Source organism: Rhizobium binae (assembly GCF_017357225.1).
GTDB lineage: Bacteria > Pseudomonadota > Alphaproteobacteria > Rhizobiales > Rhizobiaceae > Rhizobium > Rhizobium binae.
On sequence record NZ_CP071604.1, the window covers coordinates 2,179,329 to 2,201,166 of the forward strand.

At 61.2% G+C, this 21,838-nt stretch carries 22 protein-coding genes; 9 read left to right on the plus strand and 13 right to left on the minus strand.

The window, feature by feature from the left end; translation table 11 throughout:
* The first annotated feature begins 96 nt into the window (after positions 1-96).
* Positions 97-1,503 carry an adenylate/guanylate cyclase domain-containing protein gene (locus J2J99_RS10715; protein WP_168296957.1) on the plus strand — a complete coding sequence of 469 codons (1,407 nt, stop codon included), beginning with the start codon at positions 97-99 and terminating at the stop codon, positions 1,501-1,503.
* A gap of 87 nt (positions 1,504-1,590) precedes the next feature.
* Here J2J99_RS10715 and J2J99_RS10720 read toward each other — a convergent pair whose 3' ends face one another.
* Positions 1,591-3,381, minus strand: a complete 1,791-nt coding sequence (locus J2J99_RS10720) for an ABC transporter ATP-binding protein (RefSeq protein ID WP_168296956.1) — start codon at positions 3,379-3,381, stop codon at positions 1,591-1,593.
* A gap of 847 nt (positions 3,382-4,228) precedes the next feature.
* Here J2J99_RS10720 and J2J99_RS10725 point away from each other — a divergent pair.
* A complete protein-coding gene (locus J2J99_RS10725) occupies positions 4,229-4,522 on the plus strand; it encodes a DUF982 domain-containing protein (RefSeq protein WP_168296955.1) in 294 nt (97 codons plus the stop codon).
* 354 nt (positions 4,523-4,876) lie between these two features.
* Entirely contained in the window at positions 4,877-5,761 is an 885-nt protein-coding gene (locus J2J99_RS10730) for an AraC family transcriptional regulator (protein ID WP_168296954.1), read from the plus strand.
* 308 nt (positions 5,762-6,069) lie between these two features.
* On the opposite strand, the gene J2J99_RS10735 is transcribed toward J2J99_RS10730, so the two are convergent.
* On the minus strand, positions 6,070-6,900 hold the full coding sequence (locus tag J2J99_RS10735; protein WP_168296953.1) for a nickel-binding protein: 831 nt from the start codon (positions 6,898-6,900) through the stop codon (positions 6,070-6,072).
* Between the two features lie 291 nt (positions 6,901-7,191).
* On the opposite strand from J2J99_RS10735, the gene J2J99_RS10740 reads away from it, so the two are divergent.
* The 3 genes from J2J99_RS10740 (at position 7,192) to J2J99_RS10750 (ending at position 7,988) form a co-directional block, all read left to right on the plus strand.
* Positions 7,192-7,449, plus strand: a complete 258-nt coding sequence (locus tag J2J99_RS10740) for a DUF982 domain-containing protein (protein ID WP_168296998.1) — start codon at positions 7,192-7,194, stop codon at positions 7,447-7,449.
* Positions 7,450-7,566: 117 nt separating this feature from the next.
* On the plus strand, positions 7,567-7,737 hold the full coding sequence (locus J2J99_RS10745; protein WP_164517744.1) for a hypothetical protein: 171 nt from the start codon (positions 7,567-7,569) through the stop codon (positions 7,735-7,737).
* On the plus strand, positions 7,737-7,988 hold the full coding sequence (locus J2J99_RS10750; protein ID WP_168296952.1) for a hypothetical protein: 252 nt from the start codon (positions 7,737-7,739) through the stop codon (positions 7,986-7,988). Before J2J99_RS10745 ends, J2J99_RS10750 begins: the two co-directional genes overlap by 1 nt.
* On the opposite strand, the gene J2J99_RS10755 is transcribed toward J2J99_RS10750, so the two are convergent.
* From J2J99_RS10755 to J2J99_RS10785, 7 genes are all read right to left on the minus strand, one after another.
* The gene (locus tag J2J99_RS10755) at positions 7,985-8,374 is read right to left on the minus strand and encodes a RidA family protein (protein ID WP_168296951.1); all 390 of its coding nucleotides are present in this window, start codon (positions 8,372-8,374) and stop codon (positions 7,985-7,987) included. The genes J2J99_RS10750 and J2J99_RS10755 overlap by 4 nt on opposite strands.
* Positions 8,375-8,956, minus strand: coding sequence for an NAD(P)H-dependent oxidoreductase (locus J2J99_RS10760; RefSeq protein ID WP_168296950.1), 582 nt, complete (start codon positions 8,954-8,956; stop codon positions 8,375-8,377). It abuts the gene before it with no gap.
* Complete coding sequence (locus tag J2J99_RS10765; protein WP_168296949.1) at positions 8,956-10,362, minus strand: FAD-binding oxidoreductase; 1,407 nt, start codon at positions 10,360-10,362, stop codon at positions 8,956-8,958. Before J2J99_RS10765 ends, J2J99_RS10760 begins: the two co-directional genes overlap by 1 nt.
* Before the next feature lies 1 nt (position 10,363).
* Positions 10,364-11,677 (minus strand): cytosine deaminase, encoded by a 1,314-nt coding sequence (locus J2J99_RS10770; protein WP_168296948.1) that lies wholly within the window; start codon positions 11,675-11,677, stop codon positions 10,364-10,366.
* Positions 11,677-12,519, minus strand: coding sequence for an ABC transporter permease (locus J2J99_RS10775; RefSeq protein ID WP_168296947.1), 843 nt, complete (start codon positions 12,517-12,519; stop codon positions 11,677-11,679). Before J2J99_RS10775 ends, J2J99_RS10770 begins: the two co-directional genes overlap by 1 nt.
* Positions 12,516-13,343, minus strand: a complete 828-nt coding sequence (locus J2J99_RS10780) for an ABC transporter ATP-binding protein (RefSeq protein ID WP_168296946.1) — start codon at positions 13,341-13,343, stop codon at positions 12,516-12,518. Before J2J99_RS10780 ends, J2J99_RS10775 begins: the two co-directional genes overlap by 4 nt.
* A 70-nt stretch (positions 13,344-13,413) precedes the next feature.
* On the minus strand, positions 13,414-14,430 hold the full coding sequence (locus J2J99_RS10785; protein WP_168296945.1) for an ABC transporter substrate-binding protein: 1,017 nt from the start codon (positions 14,428-14,430) through the stop codon (positions 13,414-13,416).
* Positions 14,431-14,612: 182 nt separating this feature from the next.
* Here J2J99_RS10785 and J2J99_RS10790 point away from each other — a divergent pair, with 182 nt between their 5' ends.
* Positions 14,613-15,563 (plus strand): LysR family transcriptional regulator, encoded by a 951-nt coding sequence (locus J2J99_RS10790; protein ID WP_168296944.1) that lies wholly within the window; start codon positions 14,613-14,615, stop codon positions 15,561-15,563.
* Between the two features lie 27 nt (positions 15,564-15,590).
* Here the strand turns inward: J2J99_RS10790 and J2J99_RS10795 are convergent, their stop codons facing one another.
* Positions 15,591-16,382, minus strand: coding sequence for a creatininase family protein (locus J2J99_RS10795; protein ID WP_168296943.1), 792 nt, complete (start codon positions 16,380-16,382; stop codon positions 15,591-15,593).
* Positions 16,383-16,613: 231 nt separating this feature from the next.
* Between J2J99_RS10795 and J2J99_RS10800 the strand changes: the two genes are divergently transcribed.
* On the plus strand, positions 16,614-17,093 hold the full coding sequence (locus tag J2J99_RS10800) for a DUF2938 domain-containing protein (protein WP_168296942.1): 480 nt from the start codon (positions 16,614-16,616) through the stop codon (positions 17,091-17,093).
* A gap of 231 nt (positions 17,094-17,324) precedes the next feature.
* Here J2J99_RS10800 and J2J99_RS10805 read toward each other — a convergent pair whose 3' ends face one another.
* From J2J99_RS10805 to J2J99_RS10815, 3 genes are read right to left on the minus strand one after another with little or no spacing between them, the layout of a single operon-like run.
* The gene (locus tag J2J99_RS10805; RefSeq protein ID WP_012483742.1) at positions 17,325-17,966 is read right to left on the minus strand and encodes a ThuA domain-containing protein; all 642 of its coding nucleotides are present in this window, start codon (positions 17,964-17,966) and stop codon (positions 17,325-17,327) included.
* Between the two features lie 17 nt (positions 17,967-17,983).
* Positions 17,984-19,084, minus strand: coding sequence for a Gfo/Idh/MocA family protein (locus tag J2J99_RS10810; protein WP_168296941.1), 1,101 nt, complete (start codon positions 19,082-19,084; stop codon positions 17,984-17,986).
* Positions 19,085-19,118: 34 nt separating this feature from the next.
* Positions 19,119-20,318, minus strand: coding sequence for an ROK family transcriptional regulator (locus J2J99_RS10815; RefSeq protein WP_168296940.1), 1,200 nt, complete (start codon positions 20,316-20,318; stop codon positions 19,119-19,121).
* Positions 20,319-20,517: 199 nt separating this feature from the next.
* Here J2J99_RS10815 and J2J99_RS10820 point away from each other — a divergent pair, with 199 nt between their 5' ends.
* Positions 20,518-21,822: an ABC transporter substrate-binding protein gene (locus tag J2J99_RS10820; RefSeq protein WP_168296939.1), complete on the plus strand. Its 1,305-nt coding sequence runs from the start codon at positions 20,518-20,520 to the stop codon at positions 21,820-21,822.
* Positions 21,823-21,838: the final 16 nt, after the last annotated feature.

Here is a 21,838-nt window from a genome sequence, read left to right on the forward strand (position 1 = left end):
GCGGCATCTGGCCCTTTGATTTCTATTGGGAACGTCCCGTGTTATCATCACGGGACTGGCCTTATCGGCCGTGTTGTCAGTACAGAGACTTGTCCGATGAGCGAAGTGGACGTGCTTTTTGCCACCCTGCGACAGGCGGCTGACCCGCAGACGGTCGAGTGCATCGAAAATGTCGTCAGGCACGGCGCCGATCGCGATCTCAACCGCATCAATGCGCTCGCCTTCGCCGAAAAACATCATCTCGATGAAGAGAAAACCATCGCCGCTTTTCTCCACGCCGCCCGCATAGGCGCGTTCGAGATGACGTGGAATGTGCTTTGCCCGGGATGCGGTGGCGTTCTCGACAGCGGCGCGACGCTGAAAGGCGTCGTCCAGGACACCTATCATTGCGCCCTTTGCGCGGCCGGATACGAACCGACCCTCGACGAAATGGTCGAGGTCACCTTCACCGTCAGTCCGCGGGTGCGCGGGATTGCCGCCCACGATCCCGACCGGCTGTCTCCGGTCGAATATTACCGCCAGATCTTCTTCAGCTCCGGCGTCGACCTGCCGGAGGATCTCGAAGCCAGGTTCGACCGCATCCTGCTGGAACTGATCGAGTTGGCCCCGGGCGAGAAGGCCTTCGTGTCGCTGCAGCTGCCGGCGCAATTCGTCATCATCTTTGATGCGGTCACGCACTCCGCGCAGTTTATCGATGTGCAGGGTGAACCCACCAGCGAACGCCAGGCCCTGTCGATGGTCATCAGCCGGGGGCATGCGCTGAACGAAACCGTGGCGATGCGCCCGGGTCTGCTGCGGCTCACCCTCGAGAACCATACCGATCGCCGGGTGGTGCCGAATGTCTGCATCGCCGGAGATGAACTGCACGACCTGCTCGGCCGCCGGCGGCCGTTTCTGACGGCCAAGCGCCTGCTGACGAACCAGAGCTTCCGCGACATCTACCGGACCGATACGCTCGACGTCGACCAGCGCCTGAAGATCACCAGCCTGACGTTCCTCTTCACCGATCTGAGGGGCTCGACCGCGCTTTATGAGCGTGTCGGCGATCTGGCCGCTTTCGATCTGGTGCGGGCGCATTTCAGGGTTCTTCACGAGATTGTCGCCACCGAGGCCGGCGCCGTCGTCAAGACGATCGGCGATGCCGTGATGGCAACCTTTCCGAGCCCGGACCGGGCGGTGGCGGCGGCGCTGAGGATGCGCGAGGCGATGCGGCGACTAAATGCCGAACACGGCAGCGAAGATTTGCTCCTGAAGATCGGCATCCATGAGGGGCCGTGCCTCGCCGTCAACCTGAACGACAGGCAGGACTATTTCGGCCAGACGGTCAATATCGCCTCCCGCGTCCAGGGCCTTGCCGACCCGAATGTGATCATGACGACGGAGGCGATCGTCGAAGATGCCAATGTCTCGGAAATCCTGCGCGACAGCGGCGTCAGATCGGCTTCGCGGATGGCGGAACTTCAGGGCATCGGCAGGGAGGTGAAGATTTTTGCCCTGTCGTGAGCCCGTTCGCCAATGATATTTCCGCCCAGCTAGCTGCCGCGTCACTTCACAAGAAGACGCCAGAGCATCCGCCCTGGCGTCTTCGCTTCAGGCCACCAGACCCTTGGTCAGTTCCAGCGCCTGTCGTTCGAATAGCCGGCGATAGATGCCGCCATTGAGCCGGATCAGCGCCTGGTGGTCCCCCTCTTCGACGATTTTGCCCTTGTCGAAGACGAGCAGCCGGTCGAGCGCCCGCACCGTCGACAGGCGGTGGGCGATCACCAGCGTCGTGCGGCCGACCATCAGCCGTTCCATGGCCTGCTGGATCTGCACCTCACTCTCGCTGTCGAGGCTCGACGTCGCCTCGTCCAGGATCAGCACCGGCGCATCGGCGAGGAAGGCGCGGGCAATGGCGACGCGCTGCCGCTCGCCGCCCGACAGCTTGACGCCGCGTTCGCCGACCATCGTCTCATAGCCGTTGGGCAGGCTTATGATGAAGCCGTGCGCATTGGCCTGTTTCGCCGCTTGCTCGATTTCGCGCCGCGAGGCGTTCGGCCGGCCATAGGCGATGTTCTCCGCCAGCGTGCGATGGAACAGGATCGGCTCCTGCTGCACGATGGCGATCTGGCTGCGCAGGTCTGATTGCCTGACGTCGGCGATATCCTGTCCGTCGATGCGGATGGCGCCCGCATTCACGTCATAGAGGCGCTGGATGAGCTTGACGAAGGTCGTCTTGCCCGAGCCCGAATGCCCCACCAGGCCGACACGCTCGCCCGCCTCGATGGTGACAGAAAAATCCTCGTAAAGCGGATCGGGATGCGCGCCATATTGGAAGGTAACGCGATCGAAGACGATCTCGCCGGCATCGATCGCGATCGGCCCGGCGTCCGGCTTGTCCTCGACGCCAAGCGGCATCTTGTCGAGCAGCACCAGCTCTTCCATGTCGTTGACGGCACGCTGCAGGTTGCGGATGTCCTGGCCGACATTGCGCAGATAGCCTTGCAGGACGAAGAACATCGCCAGCACGAAGGTGATGTCGCCAGGCGTGGCCAGCCCCTTCCGCCACATGAGGAGGCCCGTTCCCAGAATGCCCGCCTGCATGGAAACCATCATGAAGCCCTGGATCGTGCCGCTCGATGTGCCGCGCTTCCAGGTGCGCCGCGTCCGCCTGTCCCATTTGGCCAGCACGTGACGCAGGCGCAGCTCTTCGCGGCTTTCGGCGCCGAAGGCCTTGACCACCGAATTGCAGCTGATGGCGTCGGCGAGCGCGCCGCCGAGCTTGGTATCCCAGGCGTTGGCAAGCCGTGCTGCCGGCGACACGAAGCCCATGGAAAGCGCCACAGTCGCGCCGATATAGATCAGCGACCCCACGGCCACGAACAGGCCCACGACCGGCCAGTAGCTGCCGAGCACGACGCTGGCCCCGACGAGCATGACGATTGAGGGCAGCAGCGCGACCAGCAACAGGTCGTTGAGGGAGTCGAGCGCCCACATGCCGCGGGTGATCTTGCGCACGGTCGAACCGGCAAAGCTGTTGGCGTGCCAGTCGGTGGAAAACCGCTGCACCTTGTGGAAGCCGTTATTGACCACATCGGCCATGATGCGCAGCGTCAGCCGGATAATGCCGTTGAAGATGAACCAGCGCAGCATCACGCTGGCAAGGCCGAGAACCACGACCATGGCAAAGGCGCTGAGTGCGCCATCGGCGGCATTGCCGCCGGCGATGGCATCGACGATCCGGCCGGAAAACACCGGCACCATGACTTCGGCCACCGTGCTGGATACCACCAGCACGATGATGGCGCCGACCAAAACCGGCCGATGCCTCCAATGATGAAAAACAAAGCCGAGCACCTGACGATAGGCATCGGCGCGAAAATCGAGCTTCCTGCGAGTCATTTTAACCTGCCCGGCCCGTATTCCGGCAACCGGCCTCAAATCGAGAGTTGGGTGACACGGCCCGGGCGGGAGACAAAATGATCCCGTCAGATCAATCGGGCTATGAAGAATGGTAAAACCGCATGTCGGGCGCGCTCGGGGCGGCCGCGAATGGAAGTGACCTAGCGTCGGCACATTCCATGCGGGAAGCTGTCGATGAATGCTGGGGTCATGCAACGCCTCCCTATGTTCGATCTGAAGCGGTGAGTGTTTCTGTAGCGGAGCAATTCGCCATTGCCAAGCGGATTTTTACAACCCTGCAGGCAGTGATGCGGAAACGACACAGCTTATGAGCTTGCATCCTGCGGTATCGGCCGTCTGTCGTTGCGCGCAGGCGCTGCCAACCCCTGGGCACTTCAATAGCTGCAGGAGCGTGCGTTGCTGGGTCGGAATCCACCTGCGCAAGCCGGGTTCCTCGATGTATCCACTTGATACTGATAATCCTCCCCGTTGTGTCTCGCAGGCGTGGTGCAGGAGGACACGATGGCGGAAAGGCCGATCAGCACGCAAGCCGCGGCCGATCTCATAAGTCGTTTCATCTGCATCTCCTCGGGTTGATCCTTGTCCGTCATTCTATCACGGCAGCACTCGGATTTCGCGAGCAAGGGTGGCCGCAATTACGCGCATCGATCGTGGGCAGAGGGCGTGATTGCACATTTAATGTCCAGCCGATCCGGATCTCCTATTCTATCCTAATGGAAGTAGTTGCAGTGTCTCTTGCGATAAATCAAACCCGATTTGTCTTGAAATATTCAAGCATTTTCAGTAATATAAATCCACAAAAAAGTAATATAAATGGGAGGATACTATGCCTGAAGCTCGGTTCGAGCCAGTTTTTCTTCGTCGTCAGCATTTCGTCGCCCAGATCACAACTCTCGACGAAATCATCGATTTTCTCGACGAATGGCCGCAGGACAAGCGAGGGCTGGCATATGATACGCTGCTGAGGGCGTGCAGGGATACGGCGAGCGGCCGTTTCCCGCTGAATGCAGCGAGGGAGAATTTCCGGCGCTTCCTGAAGATGTCGGGCGTACTGGCAAAGGCCGAGGGCGTGCCGAATTTCGAGCATCTGATGAACGATCAAACGATCGGCAATGCCTGATTCGATCGGAACCGCTGATGCACTACCGAGCAGCTGCGGCCGCCACGGGGCATGTTCCGCTGTGCGGGATTATTCGCGGTGGGCCCATTATAACGGGTGGCGATGCGGCGGAACTGCTTCAGCCTGGTGTGAACCGCTTGGCACCGGCGCCTTTTGCTGAAGCTGGCTCCAGCGCCAACTGCGGTCGATGTGAGAGCGACCGGCCCCGCAAATGTCTTTACCGTTCTCCCCGAATTGGGCTTCCCTGCAAAACTGTCCTTGGCGACGGTCTGAAACCCGTGGCAAAACCGCAAGATTGGTCGAGCGCGTCGGGTCTGTGTGCGCTTAGCTGCCGCTGCCACGGAGGACAGAACGATGAAGGCGGCGCCGCTTCAAAACTACCATGCCCGGATGCAACGGGTGCTGGATCACATAGACCGGCATCTGGACCGCGATCTGGACCTGGACGCGCTGAGCAGCGTCGCAGCCTATTCGAAATATCATTTCCACCGGCAGTTCACTGCGACCTTCGGTCTATCGGTGCATCGTTATATCCAGCTTGCCCGGATGAAGCGCGCTTCATACCGGCTTGCTTACCGGGATGCCGAAAGCGTCACCGATATAGCGATGGATGCCGGTTACGACGGACCGGACGCCTTTGCCCGCGCCTTCCGACAACGGTTCGGGCAATCGCCTTCGTCTTTCCGGAAATCTCCCGACTGGGAACCGTGGCTTGCGGCCTTCGGGCCTCTCGACAACGCCAGGAGCAAGCTCATGCAGAAGACTTTTACCATCGACGACGTGACGATCCGCGAGGTGGCCCCGACGCCGGTGGCGATCATGGAGCATCGGGGCGATCCGGCAACGCTCGGCGCCACCATTCAGCGGTTCATCGCGTGGCGCCAGGCTGCCGGCCTGCACCCCAGGACAAATCCGACCTTTAACGTGTGGCGGTCCGAACGGCGGCCTGCATCGCCTGCCGATTATAGTCTGGATCTCTGTGTCGGGACCAACCGGCCGATCGAGCCGAACGGCGATGAGATCAAAGCAGGCGAAATCCCCGGCGGGCGCTGCGCGGTGCTGCGCATCGTCGGCAACACCGACAATCTGGAGCCCGCCGCGCTCTTTCTTTATCGCAACTGGCTTCCGGCCAGCGGTGATGAGGCGCGCGATTTCCCGATCTATTGCCAGCGGCTGAGCTTCTTCCCGGAGGTTTCCGAACATGAGGCGGTGGCGGAACTGTTCTTGCCGCTGAAATAGCGGCCTCCGCGCGGCCTGTCCCTTCCGATGGCTGGGTAACGGACAGGCCGCCGGCAACCTGCGGTTCGAACGGCCGCCTGTTTTTTGCCATGGTGAAGTCGGATCTCGTGCGTAAAAGCAAAGATCCGAGCGCGACACGCGACTGACGAAGGACGCGAATGCGCATCTCAACGTTGCGTGCTGACAGACTCACAGAGAATGACGTAACGCTTTCAACCTGCGCTCTATCTATTTGTTTTTTGCGGCGTTACCGACAAAGCGGTTTGCGCTCTACCGGGCAAAGCCGCTTCGCACTTCCGCTGAATTGCTCAAGGATGACTGGCATTGGCCCAGTCGCACCGGAAGACCAGCACAGGCTTCGAAAACCCCTTGAGCCGCCGCCGCGAGGCCTGCGCGAAGAGGTCGGTGGAGCCATATTCCCGGAAGATATTCTCCGACACCAGGATCTGGTCGCTGGCGGCCGCCGCGCAGAGGCGGGCCGCCAGCTGCACGGTCGAGCCGAAGAGGTCGTTGCTGTCCTCGACCGGCTCGCCGCAATCGAGCCCGATGCGGATATGGATCGGCTGCGCATTGTTGCCGCTGTTGTAATGTTGAAATTCCTGCTGGATCGCCATGGCGCATTCGACGGCCGTGGTCGTCGCTGCGAAGGCCGCCATGATGCCGTCGCCGGTATGTTTGACTTCGCGGCCTGAATTTTTGCCGAGGCATCGGCGCACGATCGCGTCATGGGCCCTGACAAGCTCCGTCCCCATGCGGTCGCCGAGGCGGGCCGTCATCTCGGTCGAGCCGACGATGTCGGTAAAGAGAATTGCCCGGTGGCCGGGATCCATTTGCGGGGCGGATTGGCCGGGGGCCGGGTCGGGGTCGTTGATGCGGCCGAGAAAGGCCTCGACGGCCGACAGGGCCACCTCGACGACCTCATTGGCGACAAAACCGTGGGCCTCGCGATGCACGCAGTGGACTCTTTCCACATCGGGCGCGTCCACCAGACAGAAGGCCGTTCCGCGCCGCTCGTCGAACCAGTAGGTGAGGAACTTGACGCCGTATCGATCCTGAATGTCGATATCCATGCGGTGTGCCTGGGCGACCTCGGCGGCCGAGGTACCTTCGAGAAAGTGACGGTCCATGAAGATCGGCATCGCGCGTCCTCCCAGATCCGCCGCGTGCAAGAGGCGGCATTGTATGATCTGGAAGCGTTCCCGTCCACCTTCGGGACAATTAACGAGATCATTGCGGTATGTTGCTCGCGAAAGAGCAACGCGTTGCTGCATCCCCGGTAGAATACGCAAGAAAATGAGCCGGTTTTAACGAGCGGGCCTGTCACATTGGCCTGATATTCGTGGTTGGCCAAGATCGAAAGGCTGCTACCAACGGCACGCAAATTGCATATTGTCGATGAGCTCGCCGAAATTAGGAAAAGCTGTAGCAACGTGAAACAGACGGCACATTTTCGACCGGTCGGCTTGGCCTCGATGGGACTCGGGCACTATGCCGTTATTAACTCTGTATGGGATGCCGCGCGCACGCTCCTCCATGACTGGCCGGTGGATGATGGCGAGGAATATTTCGAAGCCGTCAAAGCCTGCCTGGATGCGATCATCGGCGATCTGCCGCCGGATTATGTGCGGGCCGCCTTCGTCAGGGCTGCGCAGGAGGCGGGCATCGCCGTCATAGAAGTCGCCGACTGAACGGCGGCCGCATCTTGATCTCTGTTTTCTCCCGTTTCCACGAGACGGTTTCGCCCACGCTTGACTTCTGCCGGTTAGAGGCTAAATTAGAACAAAACAGGAACACTGGAGATGGTCATGACACATACGGAACAGGTGATCGCCAATGCCCTGGCCCTCGTCGAAGCCTCCCGCGCCGCCCGCGAACGGGATCAGCAGCGTCGTGCCGCCTGGCAGAAAAAGGTCGAACTCAGCCGGCCGCTGCCGCCCTTGCCGCGGCCGGTCCAATTGCCGCTGGCGCTGAACTGATGCAGCCGGCCGAGACAATGAAACCCGGTCAGACGCGGCCAGATCCGGCTTGCACCGACCCGGCCTGGCCAGATCCTGCGTGGGAAGTGGAAGCCGTGCTGGCCTGGCATGACGACGATGCCAAGGCGGCGATCCGCTCGCTGCTCGACGACTGCAGGCATCTGCGCCGGCAACTGGCACTGGCGGAAAGCGTGATGAGCCGCGGAATGGCCCGCGGCTGGACACCGCGATACGAACGCGACGCGCTCTAAAATACTTTGGCGGCCGTTACTTCGACTTCCACAAGGAATTCGGGGCGGGTGAAGCCGGCGACGATGATCAGCGTCGAGGTCGGTTTCGGATCGAGCGTGTAACGATCCCGGACGGCCATATAGTCGGGGAAGTGCTCGCGCTTCGTCACAAAACCCGAGATCCGGATGACGTCGGCAAAACTCATCTCCGCCTCGGCAAGTATAGCCCTGATTGCCTGGAAGCAAAGGTCTGCCTGCGCGCCGACGTCCTCCGGCACCTTCTCGTCGAGACCGATGCCGAGTTGTCCCGAGGTCACGAGCAACGAGGCGCCCGGCGGCACCAGCAGTCCGTGATTGTAATTCCCGAAGGGACGGCGCACGGACGAGGGATTGAAAATCATCTTCATTCAGAAGCGCTCCATCGCCGTCTTCACCTTCTCCAGAAACCTCGCCCGGGTGTCCGCTGTGCAGTTGTTCATGTCGTAATGCGCAAGAAAGGTGACCGGTCTTAGCGGATTGATCTGCGCTCTCAGGACACGTTTGACGATTTTCTTCGGCGGATTGCCGGCCGCGAAGGCGCGAAACGGCGTGGCACCGTATGTCAGAACGGCTGCGAGCTTTCTGATATGGCGCAGCCGCGATTCCACCTTGCCGTCGACGAGGTCGAAGGAAACGCCGGGAAGCCAGACGCGGTCGAAATAGCCCTTCAGGATCGCCGGGAAACCGAAATTCCAGATCGGCGTCACCAGCACCAGCCCTTCGGCTTGTTTCAGCCGCTCGACATAGGGTTTTACCAGATCGGTGTTGGCGGGATAGTCGTGATAGATGAGCCGGTCCTGGCGGGAGAGCACGGGATCGAATTGCTCGGCATAAAGATCGCAGGCATCCACTGCGTGACCGGCTTTCTGAAGGCTTTCCAGCGTCTGTTTGTAAAGTGCCTTGCCGTAGCTTTCCTCGACCGGATGCGAGTGAAGAACGAGAACGTTCATCAGGCCTCCATGACGCTTGCAAGCCCTGGAAACAGATAGTTCTTGCCGGCATTGAAGTCGAAATCAGGATTCTCCCAGGCAATCATCTTGCCGGGGTTCAGCAGCCCGCGGGGATCGGTCTCGTGCTTGAAGGCGAGCTGCACCTTGTCGGTACGCTTCATGCCGCCTTCCTCCAGCGTGTAGCGGTGCGGATTGAAGATCGGGCAGCCATGATCCTGATGGATCTTGATGATTTCTTCGAGCCGTTCCGCCGTGGTGTAGCGCACCAGCGGCAGGCCGGAGCATTGGATCTGCCCGTCGAATTTGATGAATTCGAGATGACCCGGCACTTCGTCACCGAAGATTTCCACCATCTTGGCGACCTTGGCCACGTGATCCGGGCCCGGATACTGCACTTGCAGATAGGTGAAGCTGGGATCGACCTTGAGGGCGCGCAGCGTCGTGTGGTTCCAGGCAAGTTCATAGGCATGCGGAATGCCCTTCAAGCTCTCGACCCTGTCGGAGCGGAAGATGACCTCGCCCTTGTGGGCGGCGGTAAAGGCGAGGAAGGCATCCATGGAATGCGGCGCGATCATCAGCACCACCACCGACTGGCCCTTGCGGATATAGGGTTTATGCCGGGTGAAATAGTCGTACGGTATCGGTGCGGCGATCGGCGCGATCTCCTTGACCAGGATGCCGTTGCATTTGGCGAGCGCATCCGAGAAGCGCACGGCGGCCATGAAGTCGTCGTAGCCGACGAGCACGTCGACCCAGTCATAGGCGGGCGCCAGCGGCATTTCGATCTCGGTGATGATGCCGTTGGTGCCATAGGCATGGCTGACCTTCTGCAGGTCCCAGCCGGTGAGATCGAGCACGCGCGGCTCGGCCTCCATGGTGACGACGCGCAGGCGCAGAATATTGCCGAGGTCGCGCAACCCGCCCCAGGTGATCGAACCGACGCCGCCGGAACCGCCGGCGATGAAGCCGCCCACTGTTGCCGTCTGGGCCGTCGACGGATGGAAACGCAGTTCCTGGCCGGAATGGGCCTTGGTCTGCTTGTCGAGCTGGGCGAGCACGATACCCGGTTCGCAGATCACCCGGCCCGGATGGATCTCCTTGATCTTATTCATGGCTGCAAGGTTCAGCACGATACCGCCGGAAAGCGGCATGGCCTGGCCGTAATTGCCGGTGCCGGCGCCGCGCGGGGTCACCGGCACGCCATGGACAAAGGCGACCTTCAAGGTCCGGATCACCTCTTCCTCGTTCTTCGGCGTGACGACGAGATCGGCCGTCACATTGTCGAGCTGCGCCTTCAGGATCGGTGAATACCAGTAGAAATCACGGCTCTTCTGGCGCACCAGCGCCGGATTGTCCTCGACGGCTATGCCCTCGAGTTCCGTTTTGATCCTTTGATAATCCGGCATGTCAGGCTCCAACGAGGTTATCGAGTTCGCGATAGTCCGGCAGGCTGCGGTCAATCACCTTGCCGCGGCGAAGCACGACGCGGTCGGACTGCGGACGGGAAAGAAATTCGCTCCAGCGCCGGGCGCTGAAGAGCACGAGATCGGCCGGGGCACCGGCGGCGATGCGCCCCTTGTCGGACCTGCCGAGAATTTCGGCGGGCGAGGCGGTGATGACCCGCGCCGCCGTGTCCAGCGGATGGTCGAGATGCAGGATGCGGACCGCCTCGCGAAACACCTCCACCGGGTCGAGATCGCCATAGGCGTAGAAGGGGTCGCGGGTATTGTCGGAGGCGACCGCCGTTGCCACGCCGGCCGCGGCCAATTCCTTGAAAAGGGTAATGCCGCGCCAGCGCGGTGTGCGGCCGGGATAGCGGTCCTGCAGATACATGTTGCACATCGGCAGCGAGACGACGCCGACACCGGCCTCCGCGACCAGTGCGACTGTGCGCTTTGCCGTCTCTTCGTCATGCCGGGCGAGCGAGCAGCAATGGCCGGCTGTCACCTTGCCGTCGAAACGGTTGCGCAACACGGCCTGGGCGATTGCTTTCAAGGTTTCGGCAGCCGGATCGTCGGTCTCGTCGACATGGAGGTCGACGTCGAGGCCGCTATCGGCCGCCGCTCTGAACAGCGTGTCGAGCTGACTGTCGAGATCGGGGCTCATCCGGGTGACGCCGCCGATCAGGCCGCCCTTGTCGCGAACGACGGCGACGAGGTCGGCGAAATAGGCGGCATCCGCCATGTTTTCCATCGGGAAGAGGGCCACCGCCTGCAACGCGATCCTGTCCTTCCAGGCGTCGCGGATCTCGGCAAAGACCTCGAAGGAAATGCGATGCTGTGGCGCCAGGGAGTCGAGATGGGTGCGGATCAGGCTGGTGCCGTGCGCATAGGCCGACCGCAGGGAGAATTCCATGCGCTTCTTGACGTCGCCGGCCGACCAGTTGGCTTCGCGGTCGGCGCGCACTGCTTCCAATGCTCCCGGAAATGTGCCGTCCGGATTGGCGCTGCGCGGCCAGATATGACCCTTGTCGAGATGGGTGTGCATATCGGTGAAGCAGGGCCAGACCATGCCTTCCCTGAGATCCGATTTCGCCAGTTCGGCCGGCGCTGCGCCGGGCGGCACCACGGCGGCGATGATGCCGTCGGTGATGACGAGGTCGGCCTTGACGAGGCCTTCGACGGCAGGGGCGTCGTAGCCGGTGACCGCAGCTGCAGGCAGCGTCGCGTTGCTCAGCGCGAAGCGGCCGGCATTGGGTGGGGAAATGAAGGAATGGGTCATCAGTTTTCCCGCTTCAGGCTGCTCTCATGCCAACGGTGCAGGGCAAGCCAGGAAATGAACGAGGTGACGGCAAAGATCGCCACACCGAGCAGGGAGAGCATCAGCAGCGCGGCGAAGAGGCGCGGAATGTTGAGCCGGTACTGCGCTTCGAGAAGCCGAAAGGCGAGGCCGGAGCCTGCCCCCGCCGAGCCCGCGGCAAATTCCGCGACGACGGCCGCGATCAGCGCAAGACCGCCGCCGATCCTGAGGCCGGTCATGAAATAGGGTTGGGCGGCCGGCAGCTTGAGATAAAGCAGCGTCTGCCAGCGCGAGGCGCCGTAAAGCTCGAAGAGGTTGATGAGATTGTGATCGACGCTTTTCAGCCCTTGAACCATGTTCGAAAGGATCGGGAAAAAGGCGACGAGGAACGCGCAGATTAGAAGCGCCACCTGCGTCGACGGCGCATAGATGAGAATCAATGGCGAGATTGCCACGATCGGCGTGACCTGTAGAATGACCGCGAGCGGATAGAAGGCGAGTTCGATCCAGCGCGACTGCACGAGGAAGATCGCAAAGCCGACGCCACCGACCAGCGCCAGCATCAGCGATATCAGGGTGATCTTGGTCGTGACCCAGAGGGCAGGGGCAAGCGTGCCCCAGTCGGTTACGAAGGCGTTGGCGACCGCCGCCGGGCCCGGCAGGATATAGGGCGGCACGCCGGACAGAGCCACATAGGCGTACCAGATCAGGATCAGCGAGGCGATGACCAGCAACGGGGTCAAGATGCGCAGCGCCAGATCGCGGCGCCTGGCGCTTGCAGCGCCTTTGACCGGCAGCGGCGCTACGACGGTTTCGTCATTCATCGATGATCCTCCGCCGCATTGATCGCCCCGATGAGTGAATGTGAGACCGTCTCGCAGGCTTTGCGGTATTCTTCGGAAGTGCGGTAATGGGCGTCGCGTTCCAAGCTGGTCGTCAGCGGCAGGTCGGCATGCACGCGTCCGGGCCTTGCCTTCATCACGACGATGCGGTTCGAGAGATAGGCGGATTCGAAGACCGAATGGGTGACGAAGATAACCGTGATGCCGGTCGTCTTCCACAGCCTGAGCACGTCGTCGTTCAGCCTCTGGCGGGTGATCTCGTCAAGCGCTGCGAAGGGCTCGTCCATCAGCAGCAGCTTCGGCTTCGTCACCAGCGCGCGAGCGATCGAGACGCGCATCTTCATGCCGCCGGAAAGCTCGCGCGGATAGGCCCGCGCGAAATCCTGGAGGCCGACGGTGGTCAGCGCTTCCACGATCTGATCATGCGCCGCCGTCCTGGAGATATGTCGGAGCTTCAGCGGCAGATGGACATTGTCGAAAACGTTCTTCCAGGGCATCAGTGTCGGTTCCTGGAACACGAAGCCGATATCTCCTTCCGGAAGGCCCCTGGAATTGATGCGCGAACTCGGCCAGTCGATCGCGCCCGATGTGGCGTCGCCGAGGCCGGCGATGATGCGCAGTGCCGTCGACTTGCCGCAGCCGGAAGGGCCGAGCAGGCTGATGAACTCACCGCTCTCCACCGTCAGCGACATGTTGGAAAGGGCCGCCGTTCCGCTGGAGAAGACTTTCGAGACCGATTGCATGACGACCAGCGGCCGCTTGCGCGTCTCTTTCGGGGATAGGGCCTGAGCTTCTGCTGGGGGCATTGCCTGTCTCGTTCATGCGGGGAGGTGTGATCCGCCGTGTTTGCGGCGGATCACAGGCGGCGTCCGCCGCCTACTTCTTCATCGCCATTCCGGTGTTCTTGCAGACGAATTTGGTTGTAAAGGCCTTGGTATAGTCCGTCTCCGGTTTGAACACCTTGATATCAACCATCTCGTCGAAGAACGCTTTGTAGTGCGCGTCGGTCATGCAGCCGATGCCCTTGTCCAGGCTGTCGCCGGATTCGATGATGCCGTATTCCTTCATCTTGGCGATTGAGTAGGCGATCTGGCCATCGGTCATTTCAGGATTATCCTTCTTGATCAGCTCGTTGGCCTTGCTGTTGTCGCCGTAGAGATAGTTGTACCAGCCTTCGATCGAAGCATCGACGAAGCGTTGGACGACATCAGGCTTGCTGTCGATCATTGCCTGGGTGGTGGTTATCATCGTCGAATAGGGTGAATAGCCGTTATCGGCGAGCAGGAAGACCTTTGGCTCGAAACCGGCCTGCTTCTGAATCTCATAGGGTTCCGAGGTCAGGTAACCTTGCTGTGCCGAATCCTTGTCGGCAAGGAATGGAGCCGGGCTGAAATTGTAGGGCTTGTACTGCTCGTCCCGGAAGCCTTTGAAGTTCGCCTTCATCCATTCGAAATAGGTGAGATAGCCGTCCTTGCCGAGAAAAAGCGTCTTGAGCTTCGCGAGATCTTCGAACTTCTCGATGCCGGAATCGGGGTGCGCGATCAGCACCTGCGGATCCTTCTGGAAGATCGCCGCGACGTCGACGAGCGGAATGCCCTGTTCGACGGCCGAGATCTCGCCCTGCGGGCCACCCATGTAAAAGTCGATCTTGCCCGAAATCAAAAGCGCGCTGTTGGCCGCATTCGGGCCGCCCTGGACGATGGTCACGTCGAGGCCATGTTTCGCATAGGTGCCATCGGCGACCGCCTGATAAAACCCGCCATGTTCGGCCTGCGCCAGCCAGTTCGTGCCGTAGCTGACTTTGTCGGCCGCTTGCACGGATGCGATCGAGACAAGAATTCCGCCGAGGCCGGCAAGTGCGGAAAAGACGCTGTTCTTCAGTATATTCGACATGATCGACGTTCCCCTCGTGAGCCCGCAACGTCTCTGGCGACGTCAGGTTTTCCTCATAGGAGCGATTGCTTTGCTCTTTGAAAAGCATCAAATTTCGTGCGCAATGATGCCTTTTCGGCATCCCACCGAAAGCCTGTGCCTAATTTGCGCTATGCGCTTCTTTTTTGTGCAACGAGGTCATGATGCTGCATTCCAGAAAGCTTCTCTATATCAACGAGATCGCGCGCTCGGGGTCGATCCGGAAAGCGGCCGCGCGTTTGAACGTGGCGTCATCGGCGATCAATCGACAGATTCTGGCGCTGGAAGAGGAAATGGGTGCGCCGCTCTTCGAGCGCTTGCCGCGCGGCCTGCGCCTGACGGCGGCCGGCGAGCTCTGCATCGAGCATATTCGCGAGGTCCTGAAGAATTATGAGCGGTTGGAGGGCCGCATCCGTAGCCTGAAGATGCAGCAGGCCGGCAAAGTGCGACTGGTGACCACGGTCGGCCTTGCGGCTGGACCGCTGCCTGACATCATTGCACGTTTCCAGTCGGAGCATCCACGTGTTTTCATGCAATTGCGCAACGACGCCGGCACGATGACGGTCAATCCAGTGCTGTCGGGTGAAGTCGATATTGGCCTCGGCTTCAATATTCCGGCAACGCCCGGCATCCGCACCCTTGGCAATTTCGACATTCCGATCGGCGTCGTCTTGCCGCTGGGCCATCATCTGATCAATCCAGGTCCGATCAATCTGGCCGATATCGTCCAGGAACGTCTGGTGCTGGCCCAGCAGGGTACCAGCCTGCGCGATGTGATCAATCTGGCCCTGGCGCGGCTTGATGTACCTGTCGAGCCGGTTCTCGAAACCAATGCGTCGGAGATGCTGAAGAAGCTGGTCAAATCGGGAGCAGGGCTGACGATCCTGAACCCGCTCGACGTCATCACCGAATGCCGCCAGGGCGAACTGGTCTTCCGGCCGATCGCCGAGCCGCATGCGCGCCACCAGCCGATGAAGCTTTTTGCCCGCGCCCGCGCCCCACTCGATTCCGCGACCAGCCTCTTCGTCGAGTATCTGCTGGCCGAACTCGCGGGCCTGGTGGAGGAACTGCAGGCCAAAGGCCACATCGCGGTGGAGAAAACCGCCGCGATCTGAGCCCCATCTCAGGGATGGAACCCTATTTCAATAGAGATTCGACAGCGGGTAGCGCTTCAGGTCACGGAGCAGTTCGACAAATCCCTCGACCTGGTGGCGGCAGATCGCTTCGCCCTTTTCGGCTGTTCCGCGCGAGGCGTCGCCCACAACGCCGTTCGGATTGAGGTCGTGGGCGATCCAGGCAAGGGAATGCGGCGGCAGGGGCTGGATATACTTCGATTGCTGGCGCATCCATTCGGCCTTCGAGGTGAAATTCTGCGCCTTGTCCATCCGCACCAGATCGGGACGGAAATAGAGCATCAGCGAGGTTTCCACCTCGCCGCCGTGGATGCCGTATTTCAGCTCGTGTTCGCCGATCATCCCCTCGGGATGGCCGAATCGGCCCCATTGCGTCGAGAGGACGGCCATCTGACACCGGACCCGCAACTCGCGCGCGACGATGCTCATGATGTCGACATTGCCGCCATGCGAATTGACGATCACCATCTTACGGATGCCGGCTTCGGCGACCTTGACGCCGATCGCTGTCCAGACAGGAATGAGCAATTCCGCACTCAGCGACAGTGTTCCCGGTCCGTGGATATGCTCGTTCGCCTTGCCGATCTCCTGCGTCGGCAGGACGAGAAAATCGAGATCCTCGGGCTTCTGCTTTCGCAGTTCGTCCAGCATGCCGTTGGCGATCACGACGTCCGTTGCGATCGGCAGGTGCGGGCCGTGCTGTTCGGTCGAGGCAATGGGAAGGATGGCGATCGTCGTGTCCGGCGACAGTCCGGCGAAATCATAGGTATTCAATTCGTTCCAGTAGAATGGCAGTGCCATAACCGCGCCTCTCATTGCCGTTCTGATCGTGAGTAAGAAAAATCGTTACACGCGAAAAGCATCAATTTGCGCCTGCACCGATGCCTTTTTGCGGATGATGGCGAGGCGCACTCGCGCGGGCTGTCGTCTTCAAGCGGAATTGCGGAAAGGGAATTGACCAAAGCCATTGCGCCGGCGGTTCGGCAATGGTTCTCTTGGCTTCGACTATCCCAAGCTTTCCGGTGATTCCCGATGTTCGATATTCTGTGGCGCGGCCTGGCGATCGGCGCCGGCGCAACCATCCTCATGGACTTCTGGGCGATCGTGCTCGCCAAGGTCTTCGGCCAGCCGCCGGCCAATTGGGCGCCGGTCGGCCGCTGGTTCTGGCATCTTCGCCGCGGCAAGGTCTTTCACGACAACATTGCCGATGCCGAGCCCTATGAGCATGAACTGGCACTCGGCTGGATCAGCCACTACGCCGTCGGCATTCTCTACGGCGTGATCTTCGCGATCATCATGGGACAGGCGTGGTTGGCCGCACCGACATTCCTGCCCGCCTGGATCTTCGGCATCGTTACCGTGGGGGCAGGGTGGTTCCTGCTGCAGCCCGGCCTCGGTCTCGGCTGGGCCGCTGCCAAACATCCGAAGCCGATGAAGGTCCGTTGCTTCAATCTGCTGGCGCATACGGTGTTTGCGTTAGGACTTTATGGTATGGCGTTGATTTTGCGCTGAGATTGACGCTGCCCCCCATCCGCCTGCCGGCACCGACCGGGGGCGAGCCACTGGTCTCGACCCGTCCTTCGCACCCCCGCCCGCGGGGAGAAGGGAGCAAGGCGCGACCCTTCCGTCGCTCTCCAGCCTCTCGCAGGGCACGTCCCCTCTCCCCGTCAGAACGGGGAGAGGGCTAGGGTGAGGGGCAATTGGCTCGGTGCAAGCCAAACCCACCAACCGAAAATCCCGACCTCACCGCGCCGCCCAATTGGCGCCGCGGCGGAAGATCGTCTTCATCTCGGGAACATCGAACTCCTTGGCCTGGTGGCCGAGCGAGGAGTAGAAGACGCGGCCCTTGCCGTATTTGCGCTTCCAGACGACGGGCATGACGACGCCGTCGATCCAGTAGGCGTGCTCGCCGGTGAATTTCGTCGTCGCCAGAACCTCGTTCGAGGGGTCGACATGCATGTAATATTGCTCCGACGTATAGGGGAAATCGGAAATTCCCTCCATCAGCGGATCGTCCGGCCGGGTGATGTTGACGGTATAGTCGATGATATTGCCGGGATGGGCGACCCACTGGCCGCCGATGATGAACTGGTAGTCGACCGAGTCACGGAAGGCGTCGCCCGCGCCCCCGTGATAGCCGGCGATGCCGACGCCGCTTTCGATTGCGGCGGCGAGGTTCTTGACCTCTTCCTTTTCGATCTTCGACATCGTCATGATCGGCACGACGAGGCTGAGATCATGGACCGAAGGGTCGGCAAGCGCCTCGGTGCCGTGTTCGAGGTAGACCTTGAAACCATCCTCCTCGAGCATGGTCTTGATGATTTCGGCGCATTCCTGCGGCTCGTGTCCGCTCCAGCCACCCCAAACAATCAGTGCTTCACGCATTCTCATTCCTCCTCAAATTATTTCGCCAGCCGTCCGTCGACGATGGAATCGGACAAGGGGGCAGGGCGCTCCGCCGCCGTCGTGATCGTCACCGTCCGGCCGGTCTCCGACGCTGTATGGAAGGCTTCCATGACTTCGAGCACATGCAGCGCCAGGTCGCCATTGGCGCGGTGGGGTCGGTTCGAGCGGATCGCATGCGCCATGTCGGCGACGCCGAGCGAGCGGAAATTGCCCTCGGCATAGGGCGCCGTGACCGGCTGGTCCTCGAACGCGCCGCCCTTCTTCAGATATTCGACAGGGCCGGCAAACTTGTTGGGATCCGGGACGACGAGCGTGCCTTCGGTGCCATAGACTTCGAGCGGCACATGCTTATGGCCGGCGACGTCGAAGCTCATGGCGATCTGGACGACCGCGCCGTTGGCAAAAGCCATCATGCCGGCGACATGGGTCGGCACATGCACGGGGATGCGCTCGCCGTTGCGCGGTTCACTGGTGATCAGCCGCTCGGCCCGTGGCGTCGTTGCAAAGCCAGCGACTTGAGCCACCGGCCCGAGAAGATTGACGAGATCGGTGATGTAATAGGGGCCCATGTCGAGCATCGGCCCGCCGCCGACCTCGTAGTAGAAGGCCGGGTTGGGATGCCAGCGCTCATGGCCCGGGCACATGAAGCTCGCCGAACCGCCGACCGGCTGGCCGATGACGCCCTGGTCGATCAGGGATCGCGCCGTCTGATGCCCGCCGCCGAGGAAGGTGTCAGGGGCGGCGCCGATGCGCAGATTGCGGGCACGCGCCGCCTCGGCCAATTTTTTCCCTTCCGCGAAATTAATCCCGAGCGGCTTTTCCGAATAGGTGTGCTTGCCGGCCTCGAGCGCCTGCAATGCAACGGCGACATGGGCTTTCGGGATCGTCAGGTTGACGATGATCTCAACCTTGGGATCGGCGAAAAGCTCTTCGACCGTCCTGGCGGGAACATTGAATTCGCGCGCCTTGGCCTCTGCCAGTTCCCGATTGAGGTCGGCGACGCCGCGGATGTCGAGAATGGGAAAGGATGCCATCGCCTTGAGATAGGCGCCCGAAATATTACCGCATCCGATGATGCCGATACCGACTCTCTCCATGAATTCCTCCATTGATCTTGATTTGTGACGCCCGTCAGAGCGCCGGCCCCGTGGTGCTCCAGGGCGATTCGTAGAGCTCGTAGAGCGCCACCGCGGCCGCACCTTGCGCCCAGAAATCATCGCTCGAATCGTCAAAGACGAGTTCGCTGACCCCCTTCAGCGAGGGCGGAATGGCGAGCGCATAGGCATCGCGCAGGCTGTTCAAGAAGGGTTCGCCGAGCGCGAGACTCGATCCGACCAGGATGACGCGCGGCGGCGCAAACAGCGTGACGATATTGGCGATGGTCAATCCGACAGCCTCGCCGGCGCGGACGGCAGCGCCGATCAACCGGTCGTCATCCGCCTTGATCAGGGCCTGCGCATGAGCCATGCCGCGCCCGAGCCGAATCGCTTCGGCAAAACGCCCATCGGCCTGCTGTTCGCCGAGGATGGCGCTTTCACCGGCCTGGCTGAAGAGCCGCACCACGCCGTTCGGCCCCATGCCGAGCACGAGGTCGCCGAGATTGTGGCTGAGGCCGCCGGCGCCGCGAAACAGGCTGTTGCCGTGCAGCACGCCGAGGCCTAGCGTCTGCTCCAATGAAATCAACACCATATCTTCGAGATCGCGCGCTTTGCCGAACCAGTGATGGCCAAGCGTGATGGCATGCGCGTCACTTTCAACGATGGTCGGCGTCGACAGCCGCGTTGACATCTCGGCGGCGAAATCGACATTGGTGTCGCGGAAGATCGGGCTGCTTCTTATGTAGCCGGTGCGGTGCTCGATGACGCCGGGAAAGCCGAGGCAGACGCTGTCGACATCTTCGAGCGACAGTCCGGCATCGACGACGCAGCGTCGCACACCGTCCTCGACGAGATCGGCAATCACGCCGATCGGCTGCCGGTCGATGCGAATCGGCAGGGTGAGCTTCGACAGCACATCGCCGCGGAAATTGGTGACGACGAAGACCATGCGGTTGGCGGCGATCTTGGCACCGACCACGCGAGCCGCATCGGGATTGAGTTCCAGCGCCACGCGTGGCCTGCCGCGCACCGCCTCATTGCGGATATCGCCTTCGTGACGCGGCAGGATCAGCCCGTCGTCGAGCAGCGAGGCGGTAATGGCCGAAACGGTGGTGGTGGAAAGCTCGGTCCGCTCGCTGATCTCGATGCGCGAGATCGGGCCATGCCGCCGGACGGTATCGAGCACGTTCAAGCGGTTGATCGCGCGCATCAATTCTGGGTCTGCAGTCTTCATGAAAATCAGCCGGCAGTCGTTTCGTTGGGCGGAAGCCAATATTTTTAACGGGTTACGAAATAAATAGCAGGCAATTCCGGGGGCGTGTCAAGCGCATTTGATAAAAATATGGGCAATCGGGTTGACATCGGGCAAAAGCTCCGCTGAATTATTCCGCATCGGGGAAAAAGTATGAGGATGGTCCCCTGGGAGGAAAATCATGAATTTTATGCTGAAGAACGCCACTTTCGGCGGTAGCCGTTTCGTATCTCTGGCGGCGGCAGCCGGCATGTTGTTGGCAGGAGCCGGCGCTGCTTCTGCGACGACGGTGGTCAAATGGCTGCATCTCGAGCTCGACCCGAAAAACGTCGCGGTCTGGGAGGACATCGCCAAGAAATACGAAGCCCAGCATCCCGACGTCGATATCCAGATGCAGTTTCTCGAAAACGAGGCCTTCAAGGCCAAGCTTCCCACCTTGCTGCAGTCCGACGACGTGCCGGATTTCTTTTACAGCTGGGGTGGCGGCGTCTTGAAGCAGCAGTCCGAGACAGGCGCGCTTCAGGATGTGACCGCAGCCCTCGATGCCGATGGCGGCAAGCTGCGTAAAGCCTATACCCCGGCCTCGGTCGACGGCCTGACCTTCGACGGCAAGACCTGGGCTATTCCTTATAAGGTCGGCCTGGTCAGCTTTTTCTACAACAAGGCGCTGTTTGCAAAGGCGGGCGTCAAGGCCGAGGACATCAAGACCTGGGCTGATTTTCTCGCCGCGGTGAAGAAGATCAAGGCGGCCGGCATCGTACCGATCGCCGGCGGCGGCGGCGAGAAATGGCCGATCCATTTCTACTGGAGCTATCTCGTCATGCGCGAAGGCGGCCAAAAGGTCTTCGAAGCAGCCAAGAACGGCGAGGGCGAAGGGTTCCTCGACCCGGCGGTCATCAAGGCCGGCGACGATCTCGCCGAGCTCGGCAAGCTCGAGCCTTTCCAGCCCGGCTATCTCGGCGCTACCTGGCCGCAGACGCTCGGCGTCTTCGGCGACGGCAAGGCGGCGATGATCCTCGGCTTTGAAAGCACCGAAGCCAACCAGCGCAAGAATGCCGGCGACGGCAAAGGGCTTTCGTCCGACAATATCGGCCGTTTCGTTTTCCCGACGGTCGAAGGCGGCGCCGGCAAGCCGACGGATACGCTCGGCGGTCTGAACGGCTGGGCCGTTACCAAGAAGGCCTCCAAGGAGGCGATCGATTTCCTCGCCTTCCTGACGAATGCCGAGAATGAGCGGGCGATGGCCAAGGCCGGCATGTTGCTTCCCGTTGCCGTCGGCGCGGATGACGGCGTCGTCAATCCGCTGCTAGCCGAATCGGGCAAGCAGCTTGCCGGTTCGACCTGGCATCAGAACTTCTTCGACCAGGATCTTGGTGCTGCCGTCGGCCGTGTCGTCAACGACGTCTCGGTGGAAATCGTCTCCGGCCAGATGAATTCCAAGGACGGCGCCCAGATGATCCAGGACGCTTTCGAGCTGGAACAATAACAGCGTCCGCACAGCC